Raw genomic sequence first — 14,210 nt, forward strand, 5'->3', positions numbered from 1 at the left:
CTATTCAACGGTTTTCGGCACAATAAAGCAGCCAGCGGCGGCTTTGGGTGCATTTTTCAAAATGTCTTCGCGCGGCATGGACGGCACTATCTCATCCTTGCGCAGCTCCATTGTGTTATTCGGGTCAAGCAGATTTGTGCTGCCCGTCAGCTCTGGCAGCTTTTCTACCATTGCAACGATGCTGGAAAGTTCTTTTTCCATCTGACCGAGCTTTTCGTCAGGGATACGAAGTTTAGCAAGCTTCGCAATATGTCTGACATCAATTTTCATGCGGTACACTCCTGTCTATGTTAATCATTTTTAAAAACTCATTTTCGTCTATTACGGGAACATTAAGGCTTTGTGCTTTGGTCAGTTTACTGCCCGCTGCCTCGCCAGCCAATACGAAAGACGTTTTTTTAGAAACGGAACCAGACGCTTTGCCGCCATTTTTGACGATCAGCGCCTCTGCCTCATCGCGAGAAAGCGTGGGCAGTGTACCGGTTACCACTAGCGTTTTGCCAGCGAGATAATCCGTCTTTTCTTCTCCGTGATAGACCATATTCACACCGGCAGCCGCAAGCTTATCAATTAAGTCGCGAGTGCCTTCACGTGCAAAAAACGAAACGATGCTCTGCGCCATCACCGCACCATAGCCGTCGATGGCATTAATCCCTTCTGCGCTTGCTGCACAAATGGCCTCCATAGAGGGGAAATGTTCGCACAGCAGTGTAGCGGCAGTATCACCAATATTGCGGATACCGAGGGCGAAAATCAACTTGTCCAGATTGCGCGTTTTCGATGCTTCAATTGCGCGCAACAGGTTATCTGCCGACTTGGCCTTGAATTTATCAAGGGTCAACAAATCTTCTCGATTCAAATGATAAAGATCCGCAGCCGTTTTTACAAAGCCGCGGTTAACCAGCTGTGCTACAACAGCCGGGCCCAATCCATCCACGTCCATTGCGCCGCGAGAGGCAAAATGAATCAAATTGCGCAGCGCCTGTGCCGGGCATTCCGGGTTAATGCAGCGTAGCGCCGATTCATCCAGCATTCGGGCAACCGGCTCACCGCAAGAGGGACAAATCTTCGGCATTTCATAGGCAGGGGCATTCTCTGCATGATGCGTTACCCCCATTACCTCAGGGATAATGTCGCCGGCTTTGCGGACTTCAATCACATCACCGATGCGGATATCCTTTTCACGGATAAAATCCGCATTGTGAAGAATTGCGCGAGAAACCGCTGTTCCTGCCAGTGATACGGTATCAAATACCGCTGTCGGGGTTAGCACACCCGTGCGGCCTACGGAAATTTCGATTTCTCGTAAAGTGGTGGATTTAATTTCAGGCGGGTATTTGTAAGCAACTGCCCAGCGCGGAAATTTGCTTGTGCTACCCATGCGGTTGCGGGTGCGCAGATCATTCACTTTGATTACTGCGCCGTCAATGCCGTAATTCACTTCGCCGCGGGTATCGCCAATCGAAGCAATTTTATCAAAGATAGCCTGGGGGTCTTTTGTGTGCAGGAATGCTGGAGAAACCTTAAAACCAAGCTCTTTTAGATACTCCAGACTTTCGCTATGAGAAGCAAATTTGCGACCCTCGCATTGCTGAATATTAAAAATATAAACCGACAGTTTGCGAGAAGCGGTAATCGCTGCATCTTTTTGACGCAAAGAACCTGCTGCTGCATTGCGAGGATTTTTAAACGGCTGCTTTTCTGCAAGCTCCATCTCTTCACAAAGCGCAGCAAATGCATCTTTAGGCATATAAACTTCGCCGCGCACCTCTAAATAAGCAGGTGCGCCGATAAGCTTTTTAGGAATATCCTGAATGGTGCGAAGGTTTTCAGTTACATCTTCACCTACCACGCCATCGCCGCGGGTAGAGCCGCGCACAAATTCACCATCACGATACTCTAAGCTGACCGAAAGACCATCGATTTTGGATTCCACCACAAAGTCAGCATCTTCGGACTCTTCCCGCACACGGCGAAGGAAGTCTTCAACCTCTTCGCGAGAAAACACGTCCTGCAGGCTTTCCATTTTGACCGCATGGGTGACCTTCTCAAACTGAGAAGAAGCGGCACCGCCCACTTTTTGGGTCGGAGAAACGAGTGTTGCAAACTCGGGAAATTCCTTCTCTAATTCTTTCAGTTCACTGGTCAGTGCATCATATTCATAGTCTTCAAGCTCAGGGGCATCCTGATTGTAATAAAGCTCGTTATTGTACTCTATTGTTTTGCGTAAGGCCTGAATTCGTTTCTTTGCCTCGGTTTTTTCCATACCTCACCATCACATTTCTTTTTGGTCCCGACAAAAGTCGTTAATGCAAATTAGTATACCATATTTTTGGATAATTTACCACAGATAATCGTATTATTTTGCGTCCTCACCGGCCGTTTTCCCTGCATAAAACTGTGGTACAGTGCCTACAATCAGAGTTTCTGCAATGGGCACTTCATTAGTGACCGTTACGCTTGTAGTATAGCCGGGGATGATGGCCGTCATCTCTACGGTGAAGCAAATTAAAATCTGATATTTGGTCTGGTTAATGCCCGCACTTACCAAACTGCTGCGAATTTCACTTTGCACAAAGGATGCTGGGATGACTTTAAAGTGAATATCCGGCCCGCGGCCCGCAAAGATTTGCCATCCAAGCAGCGTGCCGATTGGCATACTGATACGAGACTTGCCAATTTCGGCAAGCCGCTGACCCACGGCATTGGTAAGATCCGCTTTTAAACGGTTCAGTTCCACTGTATTGGTTTCAATAGAAGATATGCCACCTTCAGAGTTATATTGCACTTGCACAAGGTCGGTTTCGGGATCTTGCTTTTGCATCAGCTCCAGTACCGTATCGTTGATAGCAAGAATGCCTGTTACTTTTGCCTGATAGCCCGCCATGGTCAAAATAACCGGCCGAACCTCTGCGTCAAACGCAAAAAGCAGGCCGATGATAATAAGCAGAACCAGAATAAGACGCAGCACTTTTCCTGCCCGCCGCGGGCGCCGCCGGTGGTGTGCAAATCGATATGACATAGTGCCGCCTCCTTTTTGTATTGTCGTCGCTCTCAGTATATGCCGCGTGAAATCTGAATTGTGTGCAAAAAGAAAGAAATCCAGATTTTAAGGAGCCAAAGCCTCTCAAAATCCGGATTTTGTTTTATTTTCAGGTTATAAACAAGCCTTGCACAACCATGGTTTACAGCGAGATAATGCGGGCAATCTCCACAAGGTCCATATCCATGCTCTTATTCATGGTCAGCGCCTCGGTGATGTCATAATCTACGATGTCCTGCCCTTTTTCCGCCACAACGCGGTTGTACTGGCCCTGCAGCAAAAGCTCTACTGCATGGTAGCCCATACGGCTGGCAGCTACACGGTCACGCAAGGACGGAGAGCCGCCGCGCTGGACGTGACCAAGTACAGTTGCGCGGCTTTCGATGCCGGTTTTTTTCTCAATGATTTCAGCAAAATCATGGGCACGGCCAACGCCTTCAGCAACGATAATAATAAAGTGCTGTTTGCCGGTTTTGCGGGTGTCATTCATCATTTTCACAATATCATGGTCCACATCGCATGGCACTTCTGGAATGACAGTGACCAATGCGCCGCAGGCGATGCCCGTATTAAGTGCAAGGTAGCCTGCATGGCGGCCCATCACCTCGACCACACTGCAGCGGTCATGGCTCTGTGTGGTATCACGCAGTTTATCGATCATCTCAACGGCGGTGTTCATTGCAGTATCAAAGCCGATGGTGTAATCACTGCAGGCAATATCGTTATCAATGGTGCCGGGGATGCAAACGCAAGGAATGCCCTGTGCTGCCATGTCTTTGCCGCCGCGGAAAGAGCCGTCGCCGCCAATGATAACAAGCGCATCAATGCCGTATTCACGGCAGCGCTCAGCGGCTTTTTTCTGGCCTTCCAGCGTCTTGAACTCCAAACAGCGTGCAGTGTAAAGAATTGTGCCGCCGCGATGAATGATACCGGATACGCTGCGTACATTCAGCTCTGAGATGTCCCCGTTAATCAGGCCATTGTAGCCTCGGCGGATACCTAAAACTTTGATTCCGTTATAGATTGCGGTACGGGTGACTGCACGAATCGCCGCATTCATACCGGGAGCGTCTCCGCCACTTGTGAGTACGCCGATGGTTTTAATTTTATCTGCCATAAAATGGCCCCCTTTATTTTACATTAAAACAAAACAAATGCTGCTTTGTTCACCCTCAATTATAAGGATTCAGGTTTCGTGTTGCAAGTGCAAACAGCCTCTCGGCAACAATTCTCCATCGTAATGCTTATTTAAACACCACAGCGCCCTCGCCCAGCACTCGGGTGAGTTCGGTCACTAACGTTGGGTGCTCCAGTGCATATAGGCTGCGCGGTGCCATTACTACCTGTTTGCTGTCAGCAAATAAAATCTTCACAGGAACCTCGCCAGAAAAGATATTGAGCAAGTCTTTTATACGCTCAAATTCTTTGCTTTGCTGTGAGGGCACCTTAAGGTAGAGCATATGAGACTGCACAGCAACTGTCGGTACGCCGGACACAGTGCGTGCCGGAGGCGCCGCAGAAATCTGGTAGCGGCGCACATCAACAATTTCATCGGCCAGCAGTTTGGGGGCTTCCTCTTCTCGCACTGAAATGCGGCCCTTCAGCACTACAACTGCATTATCGAAAAGTGCCTCGCCATATTGCTGAAGCACTTTGGGAAAAACAACGACTTCCATCGTGCCAGAAAGATCTTCCACCGTAACAAATGCCATCATAGAAGAAGATTTGGTGGTAAGAAATTTCGTATGCACCACAGTACATACCAGTGTCACCCGCTGCCCGTCCTCTGCCTCGGCATCTTCACCGGTAAGGCTTGCAATATTGCCCGAAGCAACTTTGCGGATGATTTCACGGAACTCATCCAGCGGATGGCCTGAAAGATACAAACCACTGATTTCCTTTTCCATTTTTAGCAGTTCGGCTGCAGGATATTCTGGCGTGTTGGGCAGCTGGTATTCTTCGTGTGCCGGTTCGTCCAGCGCAACAAACAAGCTGATCTGCCCTTTTACATTGCGTCTGTTCTCGCCTTCAATGGTTTTCAGCATGCTTTCTAGCGTGTCCAGCATTGCATGGCGGGTTGCGCCAAAGCGGTCAAACGAGCCACTTTTGATAAAGCTTTCAATGGCGCGGCGATTGATTTCTTTACCGTACATTTTAGAACAAAAATCGTACATGCTGATAAAAGCACCGCTGCGGCGTTTCTCGGTGACAGTTTGAATCAGGTTTCTGCCCACGTTTTTCAGCGCAAGCAGGCCAAAGCGAATGTCATCGCCGTCTACCGTAAACCCAAGGTCGCTGACATTGATGTCTGGTGGCAGAACGCGAATGCCGAGCCGCTGGCACTCTGCTGTATACTCAATTACCTTGTCGGTGTTTTCAAGTACGCTGGTAAGCAGGGCAGCCATAAACTCATGCAGATAGTGACACTTCATGTATGCTGTCTGGTAAGCAACATATGCGTAAGCTGCCGCGTGAGATTTGTTAAATGCATAAGACGCAAAACTGGACATATCATCAAAGATTGCGCTTGCTACCTCGCGCGGGATACCATTTGCAACGCAGCCGCAGCACTCCTGACCCGGTGTAGTGTTGCCATCAATAAAATGCGCGCGTTCTTTTTCCATAACGTCAGCTTTTTTCTTACTCATTGCGCGCCGCACAAGGTCCGCCTGCCCATAACTAAAGCCTGCAAGCTGACGGCAAATCTGCATAACCTGTTCCTGGTAGACAATAACGCCATTGGTAACGCCAAGAATAGGCTCCAGCATCGGTGTTTTATAACGCACTTCTTCCGGATGATGACGGTTGCGGATATAGGTGGGTATAAAGTCCATCGGGCCGGGGCGATAAAGCGAGTTAACTGCGATAAGATCTTCTATGCCGGTCGGTTTCAGCTGTGCAAGAACCTGGCGCATACCGCTCGACTCAAACTGGAACACACCGGAAGCGTCCCCCGCCGCCAGCATTTCAAATGTCTCTTTGTCGTCCAGCGGTATCTCGTCCAGCACGAAATCAGGATTTTTGCTCTCTTTTACCATGCGCTCTGCATCGCGCAGCACGGTCAAAGTACGCAGCCCCAAAAAGTCCATTTTCAACAAGCCGAGTTCTTCAATTGTCGTCATCGTGAACTGGGTTACGATTTGCCCGTCGTTTGCGGAGAGCGGCACATACTCCTGCGCCGCCTCGCGCGTAATAACAACGCCCGCAGCATGGGTGGAAGAATGCCGGGGCATACCCTCCACCTTGATAGCCATGTCCAAAAGCTCGCGGATGGTTGGGTCTGCCTCGTACTGGGCTTTCAAATCAGGCGATACTTTCAGCGCTTTGGTAAGTGTCATTTTTAGCTCAGCGGGCACCATTTTTGCAACCGCATCTACGGTCTGATACGGGATAGCCATAACGCGGCCGACATCACGAATTGCTGCACGGGCTGCCATCGTCCCAAAGGTAATAATCTGTGCAACGTGGTCTGCACCATATTTATCTACTACATAATCAATAACTTCCTGGCGGCGTTCGTAGCAAAAATCGATATCAAAGTCCGGCATGCTGACACGCTCCGGATTAAGAAAACGTTCAAACAACAAGTTATAGTGAATGGGGTCTATTGCAGTAATACCCATACAGTAGGCACAAAGACTGCCGGCACCGCTGCCGCGCCCGGGGCCTACCGGTATTCCTTTGCTTTTCGCGTAATTGATAAAATCGAACACGATGAGATAATAGTTGATATAGCCCATGCGGTCGATGACGCCGATTTCATATTCAAGCCGTTCGCGTACCTCTGGCGGTACATCTGGTCCGTAATGGCGCATAAGGCCCGCTTCGCACAAGTCACGGAAGTAGTCCCTGTTGTCCTGCCCGTTCGGGGCTTCGAAATACGGCAGCTTAGTAATGCCAAATTCAAAGTCGAAATTGCACATCTCGGCAATTTTATTGGTATTTTCACAAGCTTCCGGCACGATTGAAAACAACTCGTACATCTCATCGGCACTCTTTACGTAAAATTCATCAGAGCCGAACTCCATTACATCTTCGTCCTCAACCGTTTTACCGGTTTGGATGCAGATGAGGATATGATGCATTTTGCTGTCTTCGCGGGTCAGGTAGTGGCTGTCATTGGTTGCAACCAGAGGAATCTCAAGCTCTCGCGCAAGGCGAATAAGCGGTGCGAGCACCTCCTTTTGTTCGGGCAGGCCATGGTCTTGTAACTCGATGTAATAATGGTCCGGGCCAAACAGATTTTTGTAAAAAAGTGCAGTTTCTTTGGCACGTTCGTAATCGCCTGCCAGCAAAGCCTGCGGGATTTCACCGGCAAGACAGGCGGAAAGCGCGATGAGTCCCTCATGATGCTGTTCCAGTAAAGCATGGTCAATACGCGGCTTGCCATAAAATCCTTCTACAAAACCGGCAGACACCAGCTTGATCAGGTTTTTATAGCCTTCCTCATTTTCGCACAGCAATACCAGGTGGTAGCTGGAAGAATCAATGCGGTGGACTTTATCCTGCATTGTGCGCGGCGCAACATAAACCTCACACCCAATAATGGGTTTGACGCCAGCTTTTTTTGCCGCTTTATAAAAATCGACTGTACCATACATCGCACCATGGTCGGTGATGGCAACTGCTGTTTGCCCCAACTCTTTCACACGGCTGAACAGCTTGTCTATGCGACAAGCGCCATCAAGCAAGCTGTACTCCGTATGCAAATGTAGATGGGTAAACTGTCGGGTATCGCTCATAATTGTTTGTCCTTTCCGGGAAAAGTGCTTCTTTGCAATGTGGCGTTCTCTTCCCGATTTTACCCCGGGAAGATCTTGCACAGGTAAACTGTGCAGACGCATTTAACCGCCGCTGCTGTTTGCAGCTTTATTTTGCATTCGCAGCTTCTGCCTTTTTCAGGCCCTCTGCAATCGAAGCAAGTTTGCGCAGCCGATGGCTGACACCAGATTTGCCCAGCGGTGGCTCCAGCATTGCGCCAAGCTCTGCCAGCGAGCATTCGGGATAATCAATCCGCAGGCGGGCAATCTCCCGCAATTCTTCTGGCAGAGATTCAAATTGCTGGTTGTCGCGCAGCAGTTGCAGGTTGCGTATCGCATTTTCAGAAGCATTGATGATTTTATCGATATTGGCATTTTCGCAATTGGTAATGCGGTTGGTTTTATTGCGAAACTCTTTATAGATTTTACGGTTCATAATTTCCAGGCTGGCAGTAGTTGCCCCCATCAAGGTAAGCATATCCTCCACCTGTTCACTGGCTTTAAAATAGAGTGCACTGTTGTAGCGGCGTTTTGCAATGCGCGGCTCAAAGCCAGAGTCCTGCAACAAGGCAGAAAAACTCTCGAGCAATGCAACACGGTTTGAAACAAACTCAATGCTGTATTCTTTTACCGGGTCTGCAACCATGCCGCAACACAAAAAAGCAGACGCTAAAAACGCAGAAAGGCAGCTTGGGCAAATAAAAATGTCCCGATGAATTTCTGGTTTTTTTTCTTTGCCTGTATGCCCAAAACTGAGCAGCATCATCGCCACGCTTTCGGGCTCTTTTACGCTGAACTCATAAATCGGTCCATCCTGCTGCAGCTTTTCTACTACTTCGCTGCGTATGCCAAGCTGCTTGTACAAATGCTTTGCGTGCTGCGCAATCATTGCGCGCTCGGTATGTAAGACGACCCCCTTGTCGTCAAAATATTTATCAAAACATGCAAACCCATAGCAAGCGGCACGCACACAGCACTGCTTATTGATGGTGCGCTTGCAAAGTTCTGTCTTCACTTCGGAAGAAAAGCTCATTTTAAATCCCTACCCCTCGCTGGATATCGCGGTGCTGGACGTTGGGGTGGAACCCAAGTGTAACCAAATAATCTGCCAGCACCCGTGCAAACGTAATGGAACGATGTTTGCCGCCGGTGCAGCCCACCGCAATGGTAAGCTGACTTTTGCCCTCTTTTACGTATAGGGGCATCGAAAGTTTCAGCAGCGCTTTCAGCTGATCTGCCAGCGCCACAGAGTCTGCGAATTTCATCACGTAATCGTACACTTCTGCATCACAACCGGTTTTCTTTTTCAGCTCCGGCACGTAAAACGGGTTGGGCAGACAGCGCACATCAAATACCAGGTCAGAATCCTTGGGCAAGCCGTATTTAAAGCCAAACGAAATAACGTTTACCACAATGCCGTGGCTTTGGTCGCTGATAAATAGCGATATTACCCGGTCGCGCAACTGCGCCGTGGACAAAATCGAAGTATCAATCACATAATTTGCTGATACGGCAAAGGGGCGCAAAATCTCACGCTCGCGCTGAATAGCCGCTTCCACCGGCAGATGGTTACGAATGCTGATGGGGTGCATGCGGCGGGTTTCTTTATAGCGTCGCTGCAGCACCTCGTCCTGTGCATCGAGAAACAGCGTTTTATACTCTACGCCGCTACGGTGCAGCTCGTCGAGCGCATCACGGATGCCGTCGTAATCTTCCCCGCCCCGGACATCCATAACAACGGCCAGTTTTTCTACCGGCTCCTGCGCCTGCTGGGAAAACTCAATGAATTTCCCCAGCAAGGCAGGCGGCAGATTATCAATGCAGAAGAAACCGATGTCCTCCAGCGCGTGTACAGCAAGCGATTTACCTGCACCAGATAAACCGCTTAAAATCAACAAATTCATGAAAAAGACCAATCCTTTCCGGCTTTGCAGGTGTGCAAATGCCGTGTCCGTAACCTTGCGGACAATTCCCGCCGGGCCGACCCCGAACTTTTATTATTATTTTACGACTTTGACTTCTTTCTCCAGCTGATGCCCTGTCTGTTCGTAAACACGGGCGGCAACCTGCTCACACAGCTCCAAAACGTCTGCGCAGGTAGCGCCGCCAAGGTTTACCACAAAGCCGCTATGCTTTTCGCTAACGGCAGCACCGCCTACTTGCAAGCCCTTTAAGCCGCATTCATCAATCAGCGCAGCAGCAAAAGCCCCTTTGGGACGTTTGAAGGTGCTGCCCGCACTGGGTTTATCCAAAGGTTGTTTCTCAATACGCCGTGCGCGAAGCTCTTCCATCCGGGCATGGATCTGTGCTTGGGGCGCAGCCGCAAGGTGAAATACCGCCCCCAGAACTACCCCGCCGTGCTTTGAAAATCGAGAGCATCGGTAGCCAAGCTCAAGCGCCTCGCCCGAAGAAGTCTGCACATTGCCCTCGTCATCCAGCCAGCGCACCTGGGCGAGAACATTTTTCATTTCGCCATCGTAGGCACCGGCATTCATGTAAACCGCACCACCAACGGAACCCGGGATGCCGTAGGCAAACTCGAGCCCGGTCAATGAAAGCTCTTCTGCTTTTTTGCAAAGCTGAATAAGGTTGGTGCCAGCCCCTGCCATAATGGTGCCATCTGGACCATCTTCGATGGCATCTAGCCCTTCGGCAATGTGGATTACCAGACCGTCAAAGCCTTCATCCGCAAAAAGGGTGTTGGAGCCACGCCCCAGCAGATAGACACGCTCACCTTTCTCTTTGCAGATGCGCAGCGCTGTAATGAGTTCTGTTTCTGAAGCGGGAGTGCAAAAAACTGCTGCCGGACCGCCGATGCGAAAAGTGGTATACGGTGCAAGCGGCACCTGTGCCTGTGCGGAAAGCCCGGCATTTTGCAATGCCTCTAAAAGCGCAGTTTGATCCTGCATAATGTTCCTCCGGTTATTTCGTAATATCGTTTTCAAGCCCGAGCCTGGAGAGCAGTTCTTCCGCTGCATTGTACCCCATTTTTTTCTGGCGGTTATTGATGGCCGCTGTCTCGAGAATAATTGCAAGGTTACGACCCGGCCGTACCGGAATGACCGAATATGGAATGGGAATGCCCAGCAATTCCATATTGTCTGATTCGAGCCCGGTGCGGCTGTAAATTTTGGCTTTGTCCCAGGGTTCCAGCTCTACAATCATATCTACGCGCTCGGAAGGCTTTACAGCACCAACACCGAATACACGTGCTACGTTGATAATACCTACACCGCGCAGCTCGATAAAATGCCGGATATTCTCCGGTGCGCTGCCCACAATGGTTCGGTTGGAAACACGGCGCAGCTCTACTGCGTCATCGGCAATCAATCGATGTCCGCGCTTTACCAGCTCTACCGCGGTTTCGCTTTTACCCACGCCGCTTTCGCCCAAAATGAGAATACCTTCGCCGTATACCTCTACCAGCACACCGTGGCGGGTAATGCGAGGCGCAAGTTCTACGCCCAGAATCGAAATAATGGCGGACATGAGTGCTGAAGTGTTCTCACTGGATTCCAGCAGCGGCACGCCGAACTCTTTGACATACTCAAGCATTTCGGGGTAGGCTTCCAGATCACGCGTCAAAACAATGGCGGTCGGTTTTGTGGCGATTAAAGTGCGCAACCGCTGTTTGCGATCCTCCACCTCAAGACCATCGAGAAAGGACATTTCCACTTTACCCAGCACCTGGATGCGGCTGGGGTCGAAATATTCATAAAAACCCACCAACATCAAACCTGGACGGTTAACGTCTGCGTTAGTGACCATAATGGTTTCTAACGGTGCGGGGGTATAAATCACTTCCATCTTCAACTCTTTAACGAGTTTGTCCAGACCCACATGATATTCCATGGGACACCTCTTTCTTTTATTTACAAGGCAAAACTTACAATATAATCGCGTATGTTTATTATAATATAAACAGGACAATAGTTCAACAAATACCCTTGCAGCCTCTAGACAGAAAAAGGACTTTTTTTAGCTGGGGTTCCATGTTATACTAGAACGTACGCAAAATGATTGAAAACAATCTGGTATTATCCTCGTTATCATTAACAAGTCAAAATATTGCGCGGTTTTATTGGTTAAAGCGCAATCCATCTCAACTCATCATCATTTGGAATGAAATAGCTAGAAACGGAGATTTCAGAATGAAAATCGCTATTTTTACGGAAACCTATTTTCCATATATCAGCGGCGTTGTTACCCACATCGAAACTTTAAAAAAAGGGTTGGAAGCACAAGGGCACAAGGTGTTAATCGTCACCACAAACCCAAAAGCCAGTACCCATTACATCAAAGACGGCGTCTTGTACTGCCCCTCTATCTCAATTAAAAAGATTTATGGTGCGGGGCTTACAAACCCTGTAAACCTGCGGCGTATGCAGTATGTGCGAGAGTTCGATCCTGATCTTCTGCATATCCACACCGAGTTTTCCATTGGACTGTTTGGGCTTTTGTGTGCACGCCACTTAAAAAAGCCAGTTGTTTACACCTTGCATACAATGTATGACGACTATTTGTTTTACGTTGCGCCCAACGCCCACATGGAAAAAGTTGTCAAGCCGGGCGCCCACGCTTATTTTAGAAACGTAGCCCGCAAAGCAACCGAGATTATCGGCCCTTCACCTAAAGTAGTAGAGTTTCTGCGTCGCTGCGGCGTAGAGCGGCACATTAATATTGTCCCAAACACTGTTGACCTCAGTGATTTTCTGATTGAAAATATCCCTGCCGAAAAAATAACTGAAGCGAAAAAAGATTTAGGTATCCAGCCGGGTGATATTTCGCTCTTGTTCGTTGGTCGGCTGGGACATGAAAAAAGCCTGGATGTGCTGATTAACGATTTTGCAGACCACTGTGCCGGGAAATCGCAATATAAACTGTTTATCGTAGGTGATGGTCCCGAAGCAGAAAATCTGCAGCGGCTTATTCTCACCCGCGGCGTTGCAAGCCAGGTACGCCTGCTTGGCCGCATGGACCACAGCAAATTACCTCCGTATTTTCAAGCCTGCAATTTGTTTGCAACGGCCTCTCTCTCTGAAATCAACTCGATTTCTATGCTGGAAGCCATGGCAAGCGGTCTGTATGTGCTGCAGCGCCTTGACCTATACAATAAAGAGCAAATTACCCCGGGCGAAAACGGTGACTTTTTTATTGAAAGTCAGGATTTCGGTCGCCTGCTCACCGAATATACTGCCCGTAGCGAAGAGGACCGCCTGGCACTGCGCTCGACGGTTACCAGCACTACTCAGCGCTATGGTGCTGAGGAGTTTACCAAGGCCATTCTTAACGTTTACGAGCGCGCTATTTACGAGTACCGCATTAAACGCTAAGATTACTTGCATAAAATCAAAACAAACCACCCTGCAAAAGCCGGGTGGTTTGTTTTTTGCCCGAATCAAACTGTAAAGCTAATAGGCATTACATGCTATTCCATATGGAGTTTTATCTGCAGTGTCATGGTGTCTGGCAGATAGAACCGTTCTGCCTGCCGAGCAGCTTGAAACACACGTTGATTATAACACGAAAACCACCAATCAAATGCAAAAAGGTCTGTGTCATTGGCCAGGTAGCACGCTGCGTACAGCTCATTAAATTGTTTTTGCAAGTCTTCTGCAACTGCGGCTTTTAGCTCTTCTTCCGATAGTTTGCCTTCTACCTCGCAGATAGCTCCTGTTAGAATGAGTTTCTGTTGCATTTGGTCCTCGTAAGTGACGTCATGCGAGATGGCAAGCTCATTTACTGTACAGCCACCATTTTGGAAGTGGAACTTCATTTTTTTATTTTCCCCCATTAAAACTGCTGCAAACTCGGCTTGTTCAGAAATAACAAAGCTTTCGCCTTTTACGGGCAACACCAAAAATCCGTCACTCTGTACTGTTTCGGTATCTGTACGTAAAAGCGGCAATAAAGCCGTTTCATCGGGGCCGTAATCGTAAACGCGGCGCACAACCACGTTGGGCTGGCCGGTATAGATGGCAAGATCTTTGGCATAGTCGGACATCTCGGAGGACTCAGGCAGTTTATCACAGCAAAAAATAGCCATATTGGTGCGCGAAAAATGCTCTTCTGAAAAATATTCAATCACTTTGTCAAAGCTTGCGCGAGGCGGCGTACCTTCTACCATAAGCAATTCGTTTTGGGCGTAAAACGGAGTTTCTCCGGACGCTTTCTCTGCATTTACCAGTGCTTCAGAAACCGTTTCTCCGGTACCGTATGCGTAGTGGGGAATACTGCCGGCCTGATCTGCATCAGCTTCGCGATTCACCGTAAGATAAAGCAGCCCGACGCGATATTGCTGCGGCTCACAGTGCACCGTAACCATTTTCACCATTGCCCGTTGGCTAAGCGGGGTGGTCGCCCCACACCCACATAGACAAAACAGAGCAAGAATTGGTAGAATCAAT

11 protein-coding genes are annotated in these 14,210 nt (G+C 49.0%); 1 reads left to right on the plus strand and 10 read right to left on the minus strand.

Translation table 11 applies throughout. From position 1 onward, the window contains the following. From gatC to hprK, 9 genes are all read right to left on the minus strand, one after another. Positions 1–270 (minus strand): Asp-tRNA(Asn)/Glu-tRNA(Gln) amidotransferase subunit GatC, encoded by a 270-nt coding sequence (gatC, locus tag C1A11_RS00940; protein ID WP_102048557.1) that lies wholly within the window; start codon positions 268–270, stop codon positions 1–3. Further along, on the minus strand, positions 260–2,266 hold the full coding sequence (gene ligA / locus C1A11_RS00945) for an NAD-dependent DNA ligase LigA (RefSeq protein ID WP_102048558.1): 2,007 nt from the start codon (positions 2,264–2,266) through the stop codon (positions 260–262). Before ligA ends, gatC begins: the two co-directional genes overlap by 11 nt. A 93-nt stretch (positions 2,267–2,359) precedes the next feature. Further along, entirely contained in the window at positions 2,360–3,022 is a 663-nt protein-coding gene (yunB, locus tag C1A11_RS00950; RefSeq protein ID WP_102048559.1) for a sporulation protein YunB, read from the minus strand. A 163-nt stretch (positions 3,023–3,185) separates the two neighbouring features. After that, positions 3,186–4,160: a 6-phosphofructokinase gene (pfkA, locus tag C1A11_RS00955; RefSeq protein WP_102048560.1), complete on the minus strand. Its 975-nt coding sequence runs from the start codon at positions 4,158–4,160 to the stop codon at positions 3,186–3,188. A 127-nt stretch (positions 4,161–4,287) separates the two neighbouring features. After that, positions 4,288–7,785 carry a DNA polymerase III subunit alpha gene (locus C1A11_RS00960; protein WP_102048561.1) on the minus strand — a complete coding sequence of 1,166 codons (3,498 nt, stop codon included), beginning with the start codon at positions 7,783–7,785 and terminating at the stop codon, positions 4,288–4,290. A 127-nt stretch (positions 7,786–7,912) separates the two neighbouring features. Continuing rightward, positions 7,913–8,836: a DNA-binding protein WhiA gene (gene whiA, locus C1A11_RS00965; RefSeq protein WP_102048562.1), complete on the minus strand. Its 924-nt coding sequence runs from the start codon at positions 8,834–8,836 to the stop codon at positions 7,913–7,915. A 1-nt stretch (position 8,837) separates the two neighbouring features. Beyond that, entirely contained in the window at positions 8,838–9,707 is an 870-nt protein-coding gene (gene rapZ / locus C1A11_RS00970; protein ID WP_102048563.1) for an RNase adapter RapZ, read from the minus strand. Between the two features lie 96 nt (positions 9,708–9,803). Continuing rightward, positions 9,804–10,712, minus strand: coding sequence for a UDP-N-acetylmuramate dehydrogenase (murB, locus tag C1A11_RS00975; protein ID WP_102048564.1), 909 nt, complete (start codon positions 10,710–10,712; stop codon positions 9,804–9,806). 13 nt (positions 10,713–10,725) lie between these two features. Next, positions 10,726–11,655, minus strand: a complete 930-nt coding sequence (gene hprK, locus C1A11_RS00980) for an HPr(Ser) kinase/phosphatase (protein ID WP_102048565.1) — start codon at positions 11,653–11,655, stop codon at positions 10,726–10,728. A 299-nt stretch (positions 11,656–11,954) separates the two neighbouring features. Here hprK and C1A11_RS00985 point away from each other — a divergent pair, with 299 nt between their 5' ends. Then, positions 11,955–13,136: a glycosyltransferase gene (locus C1A11_RS00985; RefSeq protein ID WP_180950196.1), complete on the plus strand. Its 1,182-nt coding sequence runs from the start codon at positions 11,955–11,957 to the stop codon at positions 13,134–13,136. 95 nt (positions 13,137–13,231) lie between these two features. On the opposite strand, the gene C1A11_RS00990 is transcribed toward C1A11_RS00985, so the two are convergent. Then, complete coding sequence (locus C1A11_RS00990) at positions 13,232–14,209, minus strand: Ger(x)C family spore germination protein (protein ID WP_145995688.1); 978 nt, start codon at positions 14,207–14,209, stop codon at positions 13,232–13,234. Between the last annotated feature and the right edge of the window lies 1 nt (position 14,210).

Source organism: Pygmaiobacter massiliensis, from assembly GCF_900199435.1.
GTDB classification, from domain to species: Bacteria; Bacillota; Clostridia; order Oscillospirales; family Ruminococcaceae; genus Pygmaiobacter; species Pygmaiobacter massiliensis.